Annotated in this window: 14 protein-coding genes; 9 read left to right on the plus strand and 5 right to left on the minus strand. The window is 61.7% G+C overall.

What is annotated here, in order from left to right; all coding sequences use genetic code 11:
- Positions 1 to 67: 67 nt before the first annotated feature.
- Positions 68 to 2,461 (plus strand): transketolase-like TK C-terminal-containing protein, encoded by a 2,394-nt coding sequence (locus RCF49_RS16995; protein WP_342640979.1) that lies wholly within the window; start codon positions 68 to 70, stop codon positions 2,459 to 2,461.
- 36 nt (positions 2,462 to 2,497) lie between these two features.
- Here the strand turns inward: RCF49_RS16995 and RCF49_RS17000 are convergent, their stop codons facing one another.
- Positions 2,498 to 2,971 (minus strand): Lrp/AsnC family transcriptional regulator, encoded by a 474-nt coding sequence (locus RCF49_RS17000; protein ID WP_342640980.1) that lies wholly within the window; start codon positions 2,969 to 2,971, stop codon positions 2,498 to 2,500.
- Positions 2,972 to 3,093: 122 nt separating this feature from the next.
- Here RCF49_RS17000 and RCF49_RS17005 point away from each other — a divergent pair, with 122 nt between their 5' ends.
- From RCF49_RS17005 to lpdA, 5 genes are all read left to right on the plus strand, one after another.
- Positions 3,094 to 3,348, plus strand: coding sequence for a hypothetical protein (locus RCF49_RS17005; protein WP_342640981.1), 255 nt, complete (start codon positions 3,094 to 3,096; stop codon positions 3,346 to 3,348).
- A gap of 120 nt (positions 3,349 to 3,468) precedes the next feature.
- Positions 3,469 to 4,707 (plus strand): 3-methyl-2-oxobutanoate dehydrogenase (2-methylpropanoyl-transferring) subunit alpha, encoded by a 1,239-nt coding sequence (locus tag RCF49_RS17010; protein ID WP_342640982.1) that lies wholly within the window; start codon positions 3,469 to 3,471, stop codon positions 4,705 to 4,707.
- A gap of 2 nt (positions 4,708 to 4,709) precedes the next feature.
- On the plus strand, positions 4,710 to 5,723 hold the full coding sequence (locus RCF49_RS17015) for an alpha-ketoacid dehydrogenase subunit beta (protein ID WP_342640983.1): 1,014 nt from the start codon (positions 4,710 to 4,712) through the stop codon (positions 5,721 to 5,723).
- Position 5,724: 1 nt separating this feature from the next.
- Positions 5,725 to 6,987, plus strand: coding sequence for a dihydrolipoamide acetyltransferase family protein (locus RCF49_RS17020; protein WP_342640984.1), 1,263 nt, complete (start codon positions 5,725 to 5,727; stop codon positions 6,985 to 6,987).
- A gap of 3 nt (positions 6,988 to 6,990) precedes the next feature.
- The gene (lpdA, locus tag RCF49_RS17025; protein ID WP_342640985.1) at positions 6,991 to 8,385 is read left to right on the plus strand and encodes a dihydrolipoyl dehydrogenase; all 1,395 of its coding nucleotides are present in this window, start codon (positions 6,991 to 6,993) and stop codon (positions 8,383 to 8,385) included.
- Positions 8,386 to 8,566: 181 nt separating this feature from the next.
- On the opposite strand, the gene RCF49_RS17030 is transcribed toward lpdA, so the two are convergent.
- Complete coding sequence (locus RCF49_RS17030; protein ID WP_342640986.1) at positions 8,567 to 9,442, minus strand: MBL fold metallo-hydrolase; 876 nt, start codon at positions 9,440 to 9,442, stop codon at positions 8,567 to 8,569.
- The gene (locus RCF49_RS17035) at positions 9,439 to 10,347 is read right to left on the minus strand and encodes an NAD(P)H-binding protein (protein ID WP_342640987.1); all 909 of its coding nucleotides are present in this window, start codon (positions 10,345 to 10,347) and stop codon (positions 9,439 to 9,441) included. The genes RCF49_RS17030 and RCF49_RS17035 overlap by 4 nt, the downstream gene beginning before the upstream one ends.
- Before the next feature lie 180 nt (positions 10,348 to 10,527).
- Between RCF49_RS17035 and RCF49_RS17045 the strand changes: the two genes are divergently transcribed.
- Both RCF49_RS17045 and RCF49_RS17050 read left to right on the plus strand, forming a co-directional pair.
- Positions 10,528 to 11,352, plus strand: coding sequence for a LysR substrate-binding domain-containing protein (locus tag RCF49_RS17045; protein WP_432807411.1), 825 nt, complete (start codon positions 10,528 to 10,530; stop codon positions 11,350 to 11,352).
- 590 nt (positions 11,353 to 11,942) lie between these two features.
- The gene (locus tag RCF49_RS17050; RefSeq protein WP_342640988.1) at positions 11,943 to 16,931 is read left to right on the plus strand and encodes an autotransporter outer membrane beta-barrel domain-containing protein; all 4,989 of its coding nucleotides are present in this window, start codon (positions 11,943 to 11,945) and stop codon (positions 16,929 to 16,931) included.
- A gap of 289 nt (positions 16,932 to 17,220) precedes the next feature.
- Here RCF49_RS17050 and ampH read toward each other — a convergent pair whose 3' ends face one another.
- The gene (gene ampH / locus RCF49_RS17055; RefSeq protein ID WP_342640989.1) at positions 17,221 to 18,381 is read right to left on the minus strand and encodes a D-alanyl-D-alanine-carboxypeptidase/endopeptidase AmpH; all 1,161 of its coding nucleotides are present in this window, start codon (positions 18,379 to 18,381) and stop codon (positions 17,221 to 17,223) included.
- Positions 18,382 to 19,002: 621 nt separating this feature from the next.
- Positions 19,003 to 20,241: a YbfB/YjiJ family MFS transporter gene (locus RCF49_RS17060; protein ID WP_342640990.1), complete on the minus strand. Its 1,239-nt coding sequence runs from the start codon at positions 20,239 to 20,241 to the stop codon at positions 19,003 to 19,005.
- Positions 20,242 to 20,408: 167 nt separating this feature from the next.
- Here RCF49_RS17060 and RCF49_RS17065 point away from each other — a divergent pair, with 167 nt between their 5' ends.
- Complete coding sequence (locus RCF49_RS17065; RefSeq protein WP_342640991.1) at positions 20,409 to 20,996, plus strand: TetR/AcrR family transcriptional regulator; 588 nt, start codon at positions 20,409 to 20,411, stop codon at positions 20,994 to 20,996.
- Positions 20,997 to 21,008 lie beyond the last annotated feature (12 nt).

The following is a 21,008-nucleotide window of genomic DNA, read 5'->3' on the forward strand; positions in this document are numbered from 1 at the left end:
CGGAAGTGTCTTTGGCTTATTTCAGCATTTCGCCTGAGCTATGATTCTCACCAAAGGGAGATGGGTCATGGATGACACGCGCGTGCGCTATCTATCGCAGTTGGAACGGAAGGTCCGCTGGCTGTCGACCTGGATGATCCATCACGCCAATCACATCCGGCCGAATGAGGACGGGCTGAAGGTGGGCGGGCACCAGGCATCATCCGCATCCCTCTCCACCATCATGACCGCTCTCTATTTCGCGATCCTGCGCCCTCAGGATCGCGTCGCGGTTAAGCCCCATGCCAGCCCGGTCTTCCACGCGATTCAGTACCTGTTCGGCCATCAATCGCGTGAGAAGCTGGAGAATTTCCGGGGGTACAAGGGGGCGCAATCCTATCCCTCGCGTACCAAGGACGTCGACGATGTGGACTTTTCGACCGGATCGGTCGGCCTCGGCGTGGCGCAGACCTTGTTCGCATCCCTGACCCAGGACTATCTCCGGGCGAGGGGCTGGGCCGCCGATGGGGATGAAGGCAAGATGATTGCTCTCCTCGGCGATGCCGAGATGGACGAGGGCAACATCTTCGAGGCGCTTCTCGAAGGCTGGAAGCACGGCCTGCGGAATACCTGGTGGATCGTCGATTACAACCGGCAGAGCCTCGATGCTGTGGTGCGCGAAGGGCTGTGGCAGCGCTTCGAGAACATCTTCCGCAATTTCGGCTGGGATGTTGTGGTGCTGAAATATGGCTCGCTTCAGCAGCAGGCTTTCGCGGAACCCGGTGGCGAGGCCCTGAAGCGGTGGATCGATGCGTGTCCCAATCAACTCTATTCGGCGCTGACCTTCCAGGGTGGCGCGGCCTGGCGTAAGCGCCTCCTGGACGATATCGGGGATCAGGGCCCCTCCAGCCGACTGATCGAGAGCCGCAGTGACGCCGAGCTTGCCAGCCTCATGACGAATTTGGCGGGGCACGATCTGCCCTCGCTTCTGGAGGCCTTCGATGAAGCCCGCCGCCATGATCGGCCGGTTTGCTTCATCGCCTATACGATCAAGGGTTATGGTCTGCCTCTCGCGGGCCATAAGGACAATCATGCCGGCCTGATGACCGCGACGCAGCTCGAAGCCCTGCGGCAGGAGATGGCAATTCGTAAGGATCACGAGTGGGACCCTTACGAAGGGCTGGACGATCCGGAGGCCCTTCGGCGTTTCGTCGAGCAATGCCCGTTCGGAGCAGCGGGGCAGCGCCGGAAAAGCGCGGCCATGGTTCAGGTGCCAAGCCGGCTGGATGTCGAGATTACGTCTTCAATGTCCACCCAGCAGGGATTCGGCCTGCTGATGCACGGGATCGCCAAGCGAGACGACCCGTTCTCGGCCCGCATCGTCACCACCTCGCCCGATGTCACGGTCTCGACCAATCTCGGCGCGTGGGTCAATCGGCGCGGCCTTTTCGCCCGTGAGACGATGGTCGATATCTTCAGAACCGAGCGCATTCCCTCGACCTTCTCCTGGGACTTTTCTCCCTCCGGGCAGCATCTGGAGCTCGGTATCGCCGAAATGAACCTGTTCCTGATGCTCTCGGCCCTCGGTCTCTCTCATTCGCTCTTCGGCGAAAGACTATTGCCGGTCGGCACACTTTATGACCCGTTCATCGAGCGCGGGCTCGATGCGCTCAATTACGCCTGCTATCAGGATGCGCGCTTCATTCTCGTGGCCACACCTTCAGGGATTACCCTTGCCCCCGAGGGTGGGGCGCACCAGTCGATCGCCACGCCGCTGATCGGAATGGCACAGGATGGATTGGCGAGTTTCGAGCCGGCCTTTGTCGATGAACTCGCGACCATCCTGCGCTTCGCATTTGACTATGTGCAGCGGTCCGGTGAGGAAGAGCCCGACGAAACCACCTGGTTGCGCGATGCCGTCGGCGGCTCCGTCTATCTGAGGCTCTCCACGCGCTCGATCGAGCAGCCTCGCCGGGAGATAAACGATCAGCTCGCCGCCGATATTGTCAACGGTGCCTATTGGCTGCGCCGCCCTGGCGCCAATCCCGAGCTTATCGTGGTCTATACGGGTGCCGTCGCGCCGGAAGCGATCGAGGCTGTCGGGCTGCTGTCAGAGGATCGGCGCGATATCGGGCTTCTGGCCGTCACCTCGGCCGATCGGCTGAATGCCGGCTGGACGGCGGCGCAGCGGGCGCGAGAGCACGGTCTGGCCTATGCGCGCAGCCATGTCGAGCGTCTCTTGGCGGACATACCGGCACATTGCGGTATCGTGACGGTGACTGACGGCCACCCGGCCTCGCTCGCCTGGTTGGGCTCGGTTCACGGCCACAAGCTCCGTTCTCTGGGGGTTGAGCATTTCGGCCAGACCGGCACCATCGCGGATCTTTACCGCCACTATGGCATCGACGCGCAAGGCATTGTCCGTGCCGCATCCGCTGTCGTGCCGGGGCGCCCGGTGCGGTATCTCCGGCAGGTCTCCTAATCCCGATCCCGCGAGGCTCTTACTGGCCCCGCGGACCTATTCAATCCCCGGCACGATCGAGTGCATCTGCTTGAGGCATCGCAGAGCAAAGCTTGAGCGTGAATGGCGGATGCCGGGCACCTTGTACAGCTTCTTGCGGAGGAACTCTTCATAGCCGGCCGTGCCGTTCACGGCCACCTTGATGAAGTAGTCATACTCCCCCGTTGTCAGATAGACCTCGAGCACTTCCGGCATTGCCGCCATGGCCCTGCCGAAGCTCTCAAGAATCTCGTCGTCATGGCGGTCCAGCGTGACCTCGATGATGACTGTTTCAGTCGCACCGAGCAGTCGCTGATCCAGCATCGCGACATAGCCGATGATGTAGCCATCCTGCTCCAGCCGCCGAATTCTCTGCCAGCACGGGCTTGGCGAGAGCCCCACCATTTCGGCCACTTGGCTATTGGACAGCCGGGCGTTCCCGAGCAATGCCCGCAATATCTTGCGGTCGATGCGGTCAAGCGGTTTGGCCATGATATCTCTTTCAGGAAAATGTTCTGTTGAATCGCTAGTCAGCAGGAGGTTCGTTCTTGATATCGCATGATCTCAGGCAAGAACGAAAGCCAATTTCACCGGATCTGCGATAGGCTTTCTATATGCAAGCCGCCAGCCAATATATCCGCTTCAGCTCGTCCGATCTGCTCAATCACCTGCCCAGGGTGCTGGCGATCCTGGAGCGAATGGGCTTCGTGCTCGAGGCCATGTCGGTCAACCGCGCAGACGAGGACCGGTCGAAGGTCATGCTGATGTACAAGCCAAATGGACAGCTTTCCTGCGACACCTTCATTGCGCGCCTGGCAACGCTGCCCGGTATCGAAGACCTGTCCCAGGGTCGGGAACATGGCGGGTGAGTGCAACGAAAAGGCCCACATTCTGATCGCCTGTCCCCGACCATCGCTTTGTAAACGAGATAGTCGTGCAAAATGTCTATGCTCAAAAACGAGCGCCACATCGCGTCATGATGGCTTGCCATGACTGAACACATCTCAGAGCCGCTGCGTTTGACTGTGCCGGAACCCGAATTCCGCCCGGGCGACACGCCGGATTTCTCGCGCGTATCAATACCTCAGGCCGGCGCCGTCCGCCGTCCGCCTGTGGACGTGAGCCCCGAAGAGATCAGAGATCTCGCTTTCACCATCATTCGGGTTCTCAACCGGAAAGGCGAGGCGGTGGGGCCTTGGGCGGAAAGTCTCACCCCCGATGAGCTGCGCCAGGGCCTGCGGGACATGCTGACCCTGCGCGCCTATGATGCCCGCATGCTGATGGCTCAGCGCCAGGGCAAGACCTCCTTCTACATGCAGCATCTCGGCGAGGAGGCCGTCAGCTGCGGCTTTCAGCCTGCGCTCAAGCCGGGTGACATGAATTTCCCGACTTACCGGCAGGCGGGCCTCCTGATCGCGAGCGGCTATCCGCTCGTGAAGATGATGTGCCAGGTCTATTCCAATGCGGGAGATCCTGCTCACGGCCGGCAGCTGCCAGTCTTCTATTCCTCCCGCGAGCATGGGTTCTTCTCGATCTCCGGCAACCTCGCCACTCAATATACCCAGGCTGTGGGGTGGGCGATGGCCTCCGCCATCATGGGCGATCGGAAGATTGCCGCGGCCTGGATCGGCGAAGGCGCAACGGCAGAGAACGACTTTCACGCAGCTCTTGTCTTTGCCTCGACCTACAAGGCGCCCGTCGTCCTCAACATCGTCAACAATCAGTGGGCGATCTCGACTTATCAGGGAATTGCGCGAGGTGGCTCTGGAACCTTTGCCGCCCGCGGCCACGGCTTCGGCATCCCCGCACTGAGGGTCGATGGCAATGATTATCTCGCGGTGCGGGCGGTGGCGAAATGGGCAACCGAGCGGGCCCGATCCAATCTCGGGCCAACACTCGTCGAATATGTCACCTATCGCGTCGCGGCCCACAGCACCTCGGACGACCCTGCCGCCTATCGGCCGAAGGAAGAAAGCAGCGCTTGGCCGCTCGGTGATCCGATTTTGCGGCTGAAGGGCCACCTCATTGCTCTTGGAGAATGGTCGGAGGAACGCCACACGCAGGCTGAGGCCGAAATCATGGAGACGGTGATCGCAGCCCAGCGCGAGGCGGAGGCGATCGGTACGCTGCAGACCGGCCGCAAGCCATCGCCGCGCGACATGTTCGAGGATGTCTACGCCACCATGCCGCCGCATCTGCTGCGGCAGCGCCATGAGGCCGGGTATTGATCATGACGAAGATGACGATGATCGAGGCGATCAGAAGCGCCCACGATCTGGCCATGGAGCGTGATCCAACGGTGGTCGTCTTCGGTCAGGATGTCGGTTTTTTCGGCGGCGTGTTTAGATGCACTGCCGGCTTGCAGACCAAATATGGCACAACCCGTTGCTTCGATACGCCCATCAGCGAGCTGGGGATTGTGGGCACCGCCATTGGCATGGCCGCTTATGGGCTGAGGCCCTGTGTGGAAATACAGTTCGCTGATTACATGTATCCAGCCTACGACCAGATCGTGTCTGAGGCGGCGCGGCTTCGTTATCGCTCGGCGGGCGAGTTCACCTGTCCACTCGTCATCAGAATGCCCACCGGGGGCGGCATCTATGGCGCCCAGACTCACAGCCAAAGCCCGGAAGCCTTGTTCACCCATGTCACCGGGTTGAAGACGGTTGTGCCCGCGACCCCAGCCGATGCCAAGGGGCTGCTCCTGTCGGCCATCGAGGATCCGGACCCGGTCATTTTCCTGGAGCCCAAGCGGCTCTACAACGGTCCCTTCGACGGCCACCACGACCGGCCCATCGTGTCCTGGAAGCAGCATGAACTCGGCGAGGTCGAGCCCGGCTACTACGTGACCCCGCTCGGCAAGGCAGCGGTCCGGCGAACGGGCAACGCGCTGACGGTCCTCGCCTATGGCACGATGGTGCATGTGGCCCTGGCCGCAGCGGAGGAAACCGGCATCGATGCTGAAGTCATCGATCTGCGCACGCTGCTGCCTCTCGACCTCGACACGATCGCCGCGTCCGTTCGCAAGACCGGCCGTTGTCTCGTGGTGCACGAAGCCACGCTGACCTGCGGCTATGGGGCGGAGCTCGCGGCGCTGGTGCAGGCCAACTGCTTCTTCAGCCTCGAGGCACCCATACGCCGAGTGACCGGTTGGGATACGCCTTACCCCCACGCGCAGGAATGGGATTATTTCCCCGGTCCCGCCCGCGTTGGTCAGGCAATGAAGCAGCTTTTGGAGACCTGACATGGGACTGCTGTCGATCCGTGTCCCCGATGTCGGCGAAGGCGTGGCCGAGGCAGAACTCGTCGAATGGCATGTCGAGATCGGGCAGGAGGTTCACCCGGACGACCTCCTCGCAGCGGTGATGACCGATAAGGCAACCGTCGAAATTCCCTCGCCCGCTGGCGGCAAGGTGGTGAAGCTTGCGGCCGCGGTCGGCGCGACCGTAGCGGTCGGGTCCGAGCTTGTGCGGCTGGAGGTGGAGGGTGAAGGCAATCTAGCCGAAGAGCCCGGGAGTCCCGAGCCTCAGCCGCAACCGCAAGCCGAGGCATCCATAGCGTCCGTCGAAGAGGACAAAGCCCGATCGGTAACGCCGCCGGTTGCGCATACGCAGGCTGAGCAGGAAGGGGCTCGCCATCCGCAAAGGCCCTTGGCCTCGCCGGCGGTGAGGCTGCGCGCGCTCGATGCGGGCATTGATCTGCGCCTCGTGCCCGGGAGCGGCCCCGCTGGTCGCATCACCCATGGGGATCTTGACGCGTTCATATCCGGCAAATCACGTGTGGCTCTGGGCCGCAAGCGCCCCAACACGGAGATCACCGAAACGAAAATTGTCGGCCTTCGTCGCAAAATCGCGGAGCGGGTATCGCTTGCCTACAGCGACATCCCTCACTTCAGCATCATCGAAGAAGTGGACGTGACAGCACTGGAGGAACTGCGCGCAAAGCTGAACGGGGAGCACGCCGACAACAGGCCGAAGCTCACCCTATTGCCGTTCATGATGCTGGTGCTCGTCGATGCTGTAAGCCGGCAGCCGGTGCTCAATGCACATTACGATGCGGAAGCCGGCGTGCTGCGCCAGTTCGGCGGTGTTCACATCGGAATCGCGACGCAAACCCAGGCCGGGTTGATGGTGCCGGTCATACGCCATGCCGAGACGCTGAACCTCTGGGAATGCGCGGAGGGTGTGGCCCGAATGTCGAATGCAGCCCGCGAGGGAAAGGCAACACGAGAAGAGCTGACGGGCTCCTCGATCACCATTTCCTCGCTCGGTCCCCTTGGCGCGCTGGCAACGACCCCGATCATCAATCACCCGGAAGTGGCGATCGTCGGTGTGAACCGCATGGCCATCCGCCCCCACTGGGATGGCGCGCGCTTCGTGCCGCGCAAGATGATGAACATCTCCTGCAGCTTCGATCATCGTGTGATCGATGGGTGGGACGCAGCCGTCTTCGTTGAGCGGCTGAAGACTCTGCTCGAAACGCCAGCCCTCATCTTTGTGGATCCTTGACCCATGGCCGATCTCACCTGCAAGCTCCTGGTCATTGGTGCCGGACCGGGCGGCTATGTCTGCGCCATCCGTGCCGGCCAGCTTGGCATTGATACGGTCATCATCGAACGAGGTGCGCTTGGCGGCACCTGTCTGAATGTGGGCTGCATCCCCTCGAAGGCGCTGATCCATATTGCCGACGAGTACCATCGGCTGGGCGCCAATCCTCAGCTGGACGCCATGGGACTGAGCGCAGGCAAGCCCAGTCTCGATCTCGCCAGGGCCATGGGATGGAAGGACACGATCGTCGCGCGCCTTAATCGGGGTGTCGGCGGTCTACTCAAGAAATCGAAAGTCAGAGCGGTTTCTGGCCACGCCCGCTTTCTCGACGGCAAGACCGTCGCGGTCGAGGCGGACGAGGGCAGTCACGTGGTGCGCGCCGAGGCGGCGGTGATCGCGACCGGCTCCGCGCCCGTTGAGCTCGCCAAGCTTCCCGTTGGCGGACCCGTCCTGTCATCCTCGCAGGCTTTGTCGCTCACCGAAATGCCCGGCAGGCTTGCCGTGGTCGGCGCAGGCTATATCGGGCTTGAGATCGGCACGGCTTTCGCAAAGCTCGGCGCGAAAGTCACCGTGGTGGAGGCGACCGATCGCATATTGCCGCAATATGACGCCGAGCTGACCGCGCCCATTACGAAGCGGCTGAAGGAGCTTGGCATTGAGGTCCTCACCTCCGTTCAGGCGAGCGGGTACGACGAAAAAGCCGCGCGCCTGAAGCTGGACACGGTTGGCGGTGGCCCGAGCCATATCTCCGCCGACAAGGTACTGGTGACGGTTGGCCGGCATCCGGTCACCGAAGGCTGGGGTCTGGAGGAGCTACAGCTGGCGATGAACGGCCGCTATATCGCAATCGATGACCGTTGCGAAACCTCGATGCGCGGCGTTTATGCCATCGGCGATGTAACGGGCGAGCCGATGCTTGCTCATCGCGCCATGGCCCAGGGCGAGATGGTCGCCGAGATCATCGCCGGTCACCGGCGCAAGTGGTCGGCCCAATGCATTCCGGCCGTGTGTTTCACCGATCCGGAATTGGTGACCGCGGGGATTTCCCCCGAACAGGCCAAGCAGCGGGGACTGGAGGTCCTCGTGGGCAGCTTTCCCTTCCGCGCCAGCGGCCGTGCCATGAGTATGGCCCGCGAGGATGGCTTCATCCGCATTGTCGCGCGCGCGAAAGATCATGTGCTGCTCGGCATCCAGGCCGTCGGCGCCGGCATTGCCGAGCTCGCATCCACCTTTGCGCTGGCGATCGAAATGGGTGCGCGGATCGAAGACATTGCCGGCACGATTCATGCGCACCCGACCATGGGTGAAGCCTTTCAGGAGGCGGCGCTGGCAGCGATCGGCCGCCCACTGCATCTCTAGATGCGTTTTCCGCTTTTAATCACGAAACCGCGTCTGAAGATCTTGCTTGATCGCATTTTCTTCACGCGAACCGCTATCCACCTCGCTCGAAAATGCTCTCGCAGGCGGCTATTGCCGCGCGCCGCGGGCGGGTGAGGGCGACCCTGTTCACGCTACCCACACTGCGGTCTCGCGACGCCTCTTAGAGGGCGGCATGGGGCCAGAATTCCGGGATCAGTCGATAGGCCTCGCCATCTAAGGCCAGCCGGGCGACGCTTGGAAACTCCAGATGGCAGCCCGCCACGAGCTGATTTCCGGCGGCGACCTCGGCGAACACCCGCCGTCGCGTAGCAGCCGCGGCGGTCGGATCGACGTCATGAATGACCCCGGCATCCGGCAAAGCAGGCTGAATGGCCGGCATATGGATGATATCTGCCCAGAGGAAAATTTCTTCGCCCCCGGATGATATCTTGAAGCCGCTGTGCCCGGGTGTGTGACCGGCAAGCGGAACCGCCGTGACGCCGGGCGCAACCTCGCCGTCGCGGAAGAACGTGATGCGATCGCGGTAAGGCTCCACTGAAGCGCGGACTTGGTCGAAATAGGGCTTCAGAGTGTCAGGAGCGCGCGCCTCGCCATCCGCTTTGAACCAGAACTCATGCTCGTCCCGATGCATCGCGAGCCGCGCATTGGGGAAGACGGCCCTGCCATTTTCGTCGAGCAGCCCGAAGCAATGATCGGGATGCAGATGCGTGATCAGGATCAAGTCGATCTCGGCAGGAGCAACCCCCGCCATTGCCAGCGAGCTCGGAAGCCATCCCAAAGTGGGGCCGGCGCTGTTTCCCATTCCAGCATCGACCAAGATCGGCCCATGGTTCTCGCCGCGGATAAGGAACATCGTATGCGTGAATACCGGCTTCTCAGGGCGGTGAGCGGTTTGCTGAAGCGCGGCACCCTTCTCGGGCATCACGGAGTGAATGACGTCGTAATCGACGGCATTGAAACCATCGCTCAGGCTGGTCACCGTCTTTTTTCCGATGGTCCAGTTCAGAAAGGCGCCCGGCGCTAGCATGTCGGTCATGATCGCGCACCTCGCTCTGCATTCGAACGAGCAAGCACGGTTTTGGCGAAGCTCTGGAAGCGTGTCGTGGTGATGATCCGCTGGTCGCGTGGTTGCACCATGCGGATGCGCTCCTCGTTGACATCGTCGGTCATGCGCACGATCGCATCGGCCATATGTGTGGAAAAGCCGGAGGACAGCAATTGCGAGCGAGCGTTCTCGGCGGACACCTGCTCGTACCGGGCGCCAGCCCACCCGGAGAGATCACCGACGATTGCAGCCGCCTCCTCGAGAGAGAGGGTCTCAGGGCCTTCCAATTCGCGAATGGCGAATTTGCCGAAGTCGCGCTTGAGCAGCGCATCTGCTGCAACCGCACCGATATCGGCGGTCGCAATCATCGGGAGCGCGAGATCACCTCTCAATTGCCCGGAGGCCATGCCCGATTTCGCGATGTCCTCAATGAAGCCAATGGCGTTTTCCATGAACCAGCCTGGCCGCAGAACGAGTGTGCTCAGCCCGTCAATGGCGTGGAGGCGTGCTTCGAGAACACGCAAGCCCGCGAGGGGATCTGAGACCTTTTCGTAATTGGCGCCCCATCCGCTCAAGGCGACGACACGCGGAACGCGCATCTCGACGAGAGCTGCGATGAGCGCGTCGATCACCGCGCGCTGATAGGCCGAGAAATCATCGCTGGTCGGAATGTAGCCCGGCTGCAGCATCACGTAGACGGCCGTTGCGCCCTCGAACGCTCGGGCCAAGGCCGCGCGATCTGCTGGCTCCGCGGTGATGAGTTCGGCACCGCGCTCGCCGAAGGGTTGGAGGCGTTCTCCGTTGCGCCCGATCACCCGCACTGTTGCTCCACGATCGAGCAGCGCATTGGCGACCCCACTGCCGGTATTGCTGTTAGCACCTGTGACGACAAACATTCGCGTCTTCCTCGTGTCGAAACGGTCGATCTGTTTCTAAACCGAAAACTGTGATATGTCGGCACCGCGAATCTGCAACCAATCGTTCTCAAAATGAAAACGATCGTGGGATATCTCGAAGACCTTTTCGCGTACGGCATGGTGGTGAAACATCGCGGTTTCACCGCCGCTGCGCGCGCGATGCACACGAGCAAATCCGTCCTGAGCAAGCGCGTGTCGCGCCTTGAAGACCGCCTCGGGGTTCGTTTGATCGAGCGGTCGGCGCGTGGGTTCCGGGTAACCGGCATCGGGGCTGAGCTCGCGAAGCATGCTGATATCATCATCGGGTCTGCGGAAGAGGCCCAGCGAGCAGCCCAGCTGCTGACATCGGCGCCGCGCGGAATGCTCCGTATTGCTTGCCCGCCGGGGCTCCTTCATACAGCCTTGACGGATGTGCTCTGCCAATTTGCATTCCACTACCCAGAGATCCGGGTCGCGGTGGCGGTGTCGAATAGGCGAGTGGATCTCATCGAAGAACCGTTCGATGTAGCGATCCGCGTGCGGGAGCAGCTGGATTCTGACGCTTCGTTGATTGTGCGGAAGCTCGGGACGAGCCGGCGTATTCTTGTCGCCGCTCCGGCTTATCTCTCGGCACGCCCCCCAATCAGGCAGCCAGAGGATCTTGGTAGGGAGTCGTTGCTGACATTGGCGGAAGATGGTGACGCAACACAGTGGACGTTGCTGCGCGCCGATAGCGAGCACCACTCGATCGAATTCACGCCGCGCTTTGCCGCGTCCGATTTTGGTTTGATCAACAGGGCCGCGGTGGCAGGCCTAGGCATCGCCCTGGTGACGGAAGCAGTCTGCCGTCCCTTTCTCGAGGCCGAGACGCTCACCCATGTTCTGCCGGATTGGTTCGCGTCGGAAAGCCTCGTCTATCTGACCTTTACCTCCCGCCGCGGCATGCTGCCGGCAACCCGTGCGCTGATCGATTACCTCGCATCTGAATTGCCGGCTCGGCTTTAGGTCGCCTCGGAACCCGTGGTCCGCCCGGCACGCGAGGGTCATGCTTCACCGTGCGAGCATTGTAGCGTCCGCGCAACATTGTTTTTGATTTTAGACGGACGGCTAAGGTGGGCCGACTTTGCCTCCTCGCCTATAAATCTCTGTAACAATTCTTTTTTGGCTTTGGAATCATTTAGGCCTAACAGAGGCTTAAATACATGGCAGCCTGCGCTTAAAGGCGAAGAATTCTTCCGCCCACAAAGTAAATCCGCCGACAAAATCGCATAATGAGACTACCGAAAGTTTTCACCCGATTGCGCAAGTAAGTCGATTGTGTTGCATCTATGGCGATGCAATGGCCATCGGTTGGCGATTCTCGTCGGGCATAGGGGCGCCCTGGGACGTCAGCGACCGATTGCGCTGTGCGCTTTTTGGGGGGCTCTTACATGAAGTGCCGGACAAGACCCGCATCGTCGGGTGCTCCTACACGTGCGATCAACAATGCCTACTCGCGCCCGGAAGGTCTCAGCGCCGGGCAGCTGTCTCGATTTTCCAGACCATCGCTTTACGTTGGCGTTGCCTTAGCGGGCTTGAGCCTGTTCGGCGCACCAATGGGCAACCAGACGGCCTGGGCGGCGTCTTGCGCGCCGGTGCCGGGCGGGGCGAACTGCGCTCCAGGTGGAACAGGCGCGATATCCTACCCCGGCAGGACGAGCGATTTCGTCCTGACCATCGAGGATGGCGTCGTCGTCATTCCCCCGCCGGGCACGATCGGTGTGAATGTCACGACTGGTGGGTTCCTGGGCTTGGCGGATGCAGATCTTACGGTCAATTCGCAAGGCAGCATCACCACCACCAACGCGACCGCGATCAATGTCTCCGGCCTGCTTGGCAGCCGCACCGTCATCCAGCAAGGCACCATCACGGCAAATGGCACCGGCATCGGTGTCAATGCCACCACGGGGCTCGGGAATGTTGTCGTCGATGTCGATGACGTGATCGCAGGCGGCACCGGCATCAACGCCACATCCGGCGCCGGCGATGTCGATGTCACCGCCGGAAACGTCTCGTCCGCAACGGGAATGGGGGTTAACGCGACGACCGCCCTGGGCGCTGTGACCGTGGATGTGAACGACGTCACCAGCCAGGGCATCGGTGTGAACGCACAGGCCCTCGTCGGAACCGCCTTCGCCTCGGCCCATGATGTCACGACCACTGGAAACGGCGCCCATGGCATCAATGCCACCGCCGGCCTGATCGCGGTTGCCACGAGCGATGGGCAGATCACCACATCGGGCAATGACGCCCATGGCGTCAATGTTGAGGGTACGCTCGCAGCCCTCGCTTCGGTCAATAATGTGACGACGACGGGCGATGGCTCGAGCGGCGTTGTGGCAAATTCCGCTGGCCTGGCCGGGGTGCTTGCCAGCGGCACGGTCTCGACCGATGGGCAGGATTCCCACGGCATCGTCGCGAACGGCTCCGTCTTTGCCGGCGTGATCGCCAATGACGTCGTGACGGCCGGCCCCAGCTCGCAGGGCATCATCGCCACCGCCACTGACGGGCCGGCGCTGGTTCTCGCAGACACGGTGAACTCGACCGGAGCCGGCATCACGGCATCCGCTCAAAGCGGCTTTGCGGCTGTCGCTGTGGCCGAAGTGAACACCACCGAGAACAGCGCCAATGGCATCACCGCAACCATCGACGAAGGCACGGCCTTTGTTGCGGCGGGTTCGGTCACCACTCAAGGAAACAATTCCACCGGCATTCTGGCAGATACCAATGACGGCTCCGCCTATGTGATCGCCGGCAATGTGGAAACCCAGGGCGATGGTTCGGCCGGCATCATCAACAGCGCCAATGGAACCTCCTTCACGCTCTTCGGCAGTGTCACGACCAATGGCGATTTCTCGCCCGGCGTCGTCGGCATCGATCCGACCAGCAATGTGATCATCGCCGGCTTGAGCGTTGAGACCAATGGCGATTTCTCACCCGGTATCCTGGGCTGGTCCGGGACCGATGATGTGGATGTGCTTGTCGGCCAGGTTTCCACGTCAGGCGACTTCTCCGACGGAATCGTGGCGGTGAGCGGCGGATTGCCAGGCGGCAGCGGTGACGTCACGGTTGCCGCTCTCGATGTGGCAACCGATGGCTTCGGCTCCGACGGCATCATTGCAGTTGCGCTTGATGGCAATGCAAGCGTGCTTGCAGGCGAAGTGACCACGAGCGGTGCATTCTCAACCGGCATTACCGCGCTCGCCGATCAGGATGCCTTCGTTCTGGCCGGCAATGTCGACACCGAAGGCTTCGGGTCGGAAGGTATCGTAGCGGGCGCGCTCAACGGCGACGCCATCGTGCTCGCAGGCACCGTTGCCACCAATGGCGCCTTCGCCAATGGTATCCGCGCTGAGAGCGAGCTGGGCGATGCGGTCGTCGCGGCCGGTACGGTCGACACGGAAGGCTTCGGTGCCGATGGCATTCTGGCTGAGGCTGATGCCGGCGTGGCGGCGGTCCTGGCGGGAAGTGTGGCCACCAACGGTGCCTTCGCCACCGGCATTTCGGCCGAGGGCTTTGACGGCGCTTTCGTGTTGGCGGGCTCAGTTGATACCGAAGGCTTCGCCTCCGAAGGCATTGTCGCCGAGGCGGTGACGGGCGATGCGATCGTCGGCGCAGGTTCTGTCGCCACCAATGGTGCATTCGCCAATGGCATCAGGGCTGAGAGCGAAAGGGAGAATGTCTTTGTAGCGGCGGGAAGCGTGGACACCGAAGGCTTCGGAGCCGACGGCATTCTTGCGCTTGCGCCAAGCGGGACGGCGACGGTTCTCGCCGAGACGGTTGCCACCAATGGCGATTTCGCCTCTGGCATTGTGGCGATCGGTGACGAGAACGCCTTTGTGCTCGCCGGCACGGTTGATACCGAGGGTGACGATGCGGAGGGCATTGTTGCCAGGGCCAATGGCGACGTAGCGGTCGCGGCTGGTACCGTTTCCACCAATGGTGATGATGCCAACGGCATCCGTGCCCGAAGCGAGGATGGCGACGTCTTCGTTCTGGCGGGCAGCGTCGATACGGAAGGTGAGGATGCGGATGGCATCCTGGCGCTTGCCCATCAGGGCACGGCCTTTGTCGTGGCTGACGAGGTGTTCACCTTAGGAGACGGGGCCTCGGGGATTGTCGCGCTAGGCGATGAGGGCGCCTTTGTGCTCGCTGGCACGGTCGATACCGAGGGCGACGGCGCCAATGGCATTACCGCTCGTGCCTTTGGCACAGTCGGCGTGGTTGCCGGAAGCGTTTCGACAAATGGCGATGATGCGGAAGGCATCATTGCGCAGAGCTGGGATGAGGATGCGTTTGTCGTTGCGGGCACCGTGGATACGGAAGGTGAGGATGCCGACGGCATTCTCGCACTCGCCCGGGACGGAACGGCCGTGGTCCTGGCGGGCACCGTGTCGACCGACGGCGATTTCGCCAATGGCATTCGGGCGGTCGCGGGCAACGGGGTCTTCGTCGCCGCGGACAGCGTTGAAACGCTTGGCGAAGAGTCCGACGCCATCGTCGCCGAGACCGAGACGGGTCCCGCTATCGTGCTCGCCGGCACGATTGATACGGCCGGCTATGACGCGGACGGTATCATCGCCAGGAGCGCGGATGGTCCCGTGTTTGTCGGAGCCGAGCAAATCGCGACCCAGGGTGATTTCTCGGCAGGCATCTTCGCCGAAAGCGACACTGGCGATGTCGGTGTCGCAGCGGGGGAGGTGGTGACCACCGGGGAAGACAGCGACGGAATTGTCGCTCAGACCAACACCGGCGATGTCGGGGTCTATACTGCCGGCCTGATCTCCACCAGCGGTCTCAACTCCACCGCCATAACGGCGCTTTCGGGCACTGGCCAGGCCTTCGTGCTCGTTGACGAGGATAGCGAGGTGGTCGGCGGCACGGGCGATGGCGCCGGTGTGGTGTTCGACGGCGGTGCCGGCTCCAGGCTCGTCAATCTCGGTTCGATCTCCTCGCTCAACGACCGGGCGATCGTCAACTTCGACAGCGATTCCGTGGTCGAGAATGCCGGTGATGTGACCGGCTATATGACCATGGGCGGCGGTGCCGACACCTTCAACAACTACGACACCGGCGCGGTTTATGCCCGCGGCGACAGTGATTTCGGCGACGGGGATGACCGCTTCAACAATGGCGGTCTGTTGACCCTCGCTGAGCGGAATGCGCCGGCAAGCGTGACCATCGCCAATCTCGAAGTGTTCGACAACAGCCTCGGCGGCGTGATCGACATGCAGGATGATCGCGAGGGCGACCGGATCATCCTCGCCGATAGCGACTTCATCGGCGGCGGCGCGCTCGGGGTTGATGCCTTCCTGGGCGGGCCCGGCTCGACGGCCGACGTGCTCGAGATCGGCGGCACCGTCATCGCCAGCGGCAATGGCAGCCCGACCGCGCTCTATGTCAACGACACCAATGCAGGTCCCGGGGGATATGTGCCCGGTGGCATCGAGGTGGTGGATGTCTCGAACGGCTTCACCCAGGAGGGTGATTTCTACCTGGTGGGCGGCCCGATCGACAAAGGCTTCTTCACCTATGATCTTGATCTGCGTCCGGACCTCGTCTGGGTGCTCCAGAGCAATCCCGATGATGAGGTCTTCGAGACCGCAAGCGTGATGAGCGGTCTGCAGAACGTCTGGTATGCGACCACCGGTGCCTGGCATGAGCGCACGGTTGATCTGCGCCAGACCTATCGCGGCACCACCCTGGTCAGTCCTGTTGCCGACCTGCCTCAGCCCATGCCACCGGCCGTGGTGGGCCGTCCATTGGGCGGCTTCTGGGGCCGGGCGATCGGCGATTGGGCAAAATATGATGCCTCCCATGGCGTGAAGTACAAACAGGACACGTTCGGCTTCCAGGCCGGTTTCGACATGGGCTTCGAGCTCGGCCAGGGCATCTTGGTTCTGGGTGTGCTCGGCGGCTATGTGAATTCGGACCTCGACTACCGACACAGCCTCTCCTCGGCCGATTACGAGGGCGCATCGGTGGGCGGCTATGCCACCTATCTCCAGGGTGGGTTCTACGTCGATGCTCTGGTGAAGGCGGACCTGCTCGATGTGAGCTACAAGGTGCCGGCTGTGGGCGATAAGTCCAAGTCGGATGCCACCAATATCGGCGCATCCTTCGAGGCCGGCTATCGCTTCGACCTCAACCCGGCGGTGTTCCTCGAGCCGGAATTGCAGGTCACCTATCTGTCCTCGGAGATTGATGGGACCTTCATGGCGGGCAACCATATCGACTGGAACGACGGGGAGAGCCTGCGCGGCCGCCTCGGCGCAAGGCTCGGGACGAGCTTCATCCAGGCCGACGGCTCACGGCTCGAGCCCTATATCAAGGCGAGCGTGGTCAACGAGTTCGAGGGCGACAACAAGCTCAATCTCGGTGGCTTCATCACCGCCGATGACCGGTCTGGCACCTGGGGCGAGGCGGGGCTGGGCATTCAGTTCATCGGCTCCGGCGCGCTCTCCGGCTATATCGATGGCAAGACCTATTTCGGCGACGATGTCTTCGGTGGCACCGTCAATGCCGGATTGCGCTTCAGCTTCTGAGCCGAACGCTTAGGGCCGAGATGCAGCCTGAAGAACCAGGCTGCATCTTTTCTTTTTTGGTGACACCTAACGGCTGCTCGATGTCGTCGTGCCCTTTTGAGGGATCAGCACAACTGACCGAGCGCCGACCTGCCAGCTCAGAGCATTTTCGAGCGAAGAGGCCGGTTCGCGTGAAGAAGATGCGGCAAAGCGAAGACTTGCGAACCGGTTTCGCAGTTTCAACAAAAAGCGAAACGGGACATGCGATGCAGAGTGAAGTGGCTGACGGTGGCCTGTCTTGGCCCCGAGCTTAATCCGGTGCCATTTGTCCGATCAGTTCATTGACCGCCCCGGATATCGCCTCGATCGCTCCGATGTCGAAGCTGTTGATCGCAACGAAAACGCCAATGCCGTGCTGAGGCGCAAAGGCAATATAGCTGAAAGTGCCCTGCAGCCCTCCACTCTTCTGCAAGATCAGGGGGCGGCCGTCCGCGGGCCTCATGACCACCCACCCAAGCCCCATCGCATCGCCATGGCCCGCCTCATCAAGCCCATATGCGGGACTCATCCCCTCGCGGGGCAGATAGATCGCATGATCAAGAAGACGCATTTCGGCGTCTTGCGGCGAGAAACGGTCGAGATGCCAGCGCAGCCAGCGCAGCATGTCGTTTGGCGTGGAATATAGGCTGCTTGCACCCGCCATAACCTCCGGCGTTGTCACCAGCGGCAGCGGTTTGCCGTCGAAATCGTGACCTTGCATGACCCGGTTGCGGTCTGCGTCGCGTAGACTGATTGTCGTGTCCGCCAGGCCGGCGGGATCAAGCACGCGCTCGCGCAGCAAGTCGCCATAGGGCCGGCCCGCAGCTTCGCTCAGTGCTGCACCCAAAAGATCAAAGGCGAAGTTGGAGTAAAGAATGCCTGTGCCCGGCGGGAACAAAAGCGGATTGCTCTTGAGCCCCGCAATATAGGTATCTTTCGTCAGTGTTCTGAATGGATCCTCCGGCGGACCCGGTGCGCGATCAACCTCCCGCGGCAGCCCCGACGAGTGGGTAGCGAGCTCGATCAGCCGAATGGGCTTACCCTCAGCCTCAGGTACGGCAACGTCCCACGTGAGGTGATCCTGCAGCCGGTCCGTGAGCTTCACGGAGCCGTCGGCCACCAGGCTCGCCAGCACCGCACCGGTGAATGCCTTCGAAATGGATCCGATGCGCAGGATCGTATCGCCGTCGGGAGCCTGGTCCCGATCAGGGGAGATCTTGCCGAAACCATAGACGACCGTTTCGTCATTCCTGATGGCGCCGATAACGAAGGCGGGCACGCGGGTTTGCAGGAAGAGCATAGTGCCGGTCATTTCGACGGCTTCAGCCAGCAATTTGTCTTCAGCGAACCCGGGGGATGGTTGTGTGCTGCTGAGCGCGAAGACAAGTGCACCCGCTAGAGCGAGCAAGCCACGACGCCGGCTGCTGAACATGACGTCCCCCCACTTTCCGATCGCATCAACTTGTCCGGCGAACAGTCGAAAGTAAATATTCTAAACACCGTGGAGGTAGAGGCGACTCGCTCTGCGGCGACACAAGCCGGTGCAAAAAGATCAAATTTAGGCCCACTTGGCGCCCCCATCGAGAGGTATTAAGAGGCTTACGTCTGTATAGTCATTGACGTATTCCGTCATCCGCAGGAATTTATGAACAGTATTACCTAGTTCTATATCCAAATTATCCAGTAGGCGAATTCTTAAGTGTCGTTTATGGACGATCGTCAGAAAATAATCGGGCGATCAGAATAACTCTTCGATCGATGTCTCAGATGCCGCAGATAGTACGATTTGAATTTGACGACGGTCAAGGCAAGATCTCTGCCATTCTCAATCAATGGAAGAACCATTGATGATCTTGCGAATGATCCGGAGTCGTTGCCGATATCGGAACTGGCCGCGCCACAGCCTTTGCCGACGCAAATGCTCGGCTCGCATCGAGGGGCCGGGCGGTCCGGTGATCGAACAGACGGCCGTGAGGACGACAGGAGAATTCATGGTTGCTCTCATCTATATGAGTGAGGGGAGGGGGCAGCCGCAGCGGATGCGCGGATGGCTTCAAGCGTTATCCTGCGCGGCGTGGGAATGGCTGGGCTTCGCCTGAACGAGAAAGCCAGTCAGCAGCGCAATGACCAACACCGCTGCCGCCGTCAGGAACAGCAGGCGGTAATTCCCACCTGTCGCGTTGAAGAGAGCTGAGCAGCCATAGGCCGCTGCGGCCAAGGCGGCTGCAGAGATGATGCTCGCCCGCGTCCAGGCGATGTTCTGGCGGGGCCCATTATGCGCGACCACCTCATGCACTCGCGCCAGGAACAGAGGAACGATGCCCGGGGCAAATGTGCCGACGACGGCCGTGAGGATCGCGAGCGTGACGAGATTGTCTGTCGCGCAGAAGGCCAGGAGGATGACCGCCATGATCAGGGATGTCAGCCGGACGGTCGATCCGGCGCTCAGGCGGTCGGCCAGATACCCATAGAGAGGTGGTCCCGCGATGGCCCCCAGCCCGTAAATGGCCCAGAACACCGAGCCCGCATGGGTGCCATGGCCAAGACCCCGTGCAATGAAGTCGGCGAGAAAGACCATCGGTGGAACGCATGCTGCGGCCATGAGCGCGTATTGCACATAGAGCAGCTTCACGCTCCGTCCGAAATGAGTGCCCCGGCCGGCCTGCGTCTTGGGTCGCTCGGCGTTCGGGTGCAGCTGGCTCGATGGCCAGGCGAACCAGCTCGCGGCCGTCAGAACGATGGAGATGATGCCAAGCCCGATCCAGGTTTGCGCGAGACCTAGGCCAAGCAGGAGGGGAATGATGGTGCCCGAACCTGCAATCCCAAGTCCAAGCCCCAGAAAGATGGCACCGCCTGCCGTGCCCTTCCTCGCGGGTGGCACATGCGGCAGGATCGTGCCGGCGACCAGCACCATGACGACGCCGCCGGCAATTCCAGACACGAACCGCCAGCCAAAATACCACGAGAACGACAGGGGGATCGCACAGGCGAAGAAAGCGGCCGAAATCAGCACCATCATCAGGCGCAGCACGTGCTCGCTGGCAAGATGGGAGGCGATCGGCCGGCCGACCAATGCGCCGCAGACATAGCCGGCGAGATTGGCCGCTGCGAGATAGACGACGGCGGAAGTGGAGAACCACCGTGCCTCGATCAGTTCCGGGATCAGAGGCGTGAAGGCGAAACGGGCGAGACCGATACTGTCGAGGCTCGCGCAGAGTCCGGCGAAGATGTAGCGCCAGACGAGCATCCGGTCGATCTTTGCCGGTGTCAGAGATGCGGCGTGAGGTGACATCGGGGCATCCACACATAAGGATTTTGAGCGTCGGCGCTTCCGCAGGCCGCGGATGGACCGGATCTTTGACATTAATGTCATGTTTGACGGATTAGTCAAAGTTGACATTTGTGTCAAGGAAGATGTTGAATGACGGAGTGACAGCCGTAAGTCAGATGGAGCCGGAGATGGTTGGAGTTCGCCAGTTCGATGAAGGTGAGGCACTGGACAAGGCCCTCGCCCTTTTCTGGCGGAAGGGCTATGCGCACACGACCATGCAGGATTTGGCCGAGGCGACGGGAGTGCAGCGCGGCTCGCTCTATAATGCCTATCGGGACAAGGAAACCTTGTTCCTGCGTGTTTTCGGCCTGTACCGCAGCAGATACGTGTCGCAGATGCGGGAGGCCCTGGACGAACCAACGGTGGACAAGGCTCTGCGCAGCTTTTTCGCCTTTATCATCTCCTCGATGCGGACGGGGTCACCGACACGAGGCTGCCTCAGCACCAAAACGGCGGTGGGCATCGAGGACCTGGATGAACCCATCCGCTCCGGCATAAGGGACCTGCTCGACGACATAGAGGCGGCGCTATACGAGAGGCTGACCCGGCTGAGTGACGCGGAAAAGCTCGCGGTGCCACCACGGGAGGCTGCGCGCCTCATTGTCACCATGACGCGCGGACTTGTCGTGATCGAGCGCGTCTATGGCGACGAGAAGCGCATGCGCGCCATGGCGGATCTGCTGGTTGGTCTCCTTATCGAGCAGAAGCCTCGCTGATCCACTATAACG

The sequence above is a fragment of the Rhodoligotrophos sp. CJ14 genome (assembly GCF_038811545.1).
GTDB lineage: Bacteria > Pseudomonadota > Alphaproteobacteria > Rhizobiales > Im1 > Rhodoligotrophos > Rhodoligotrophos ferricapiens.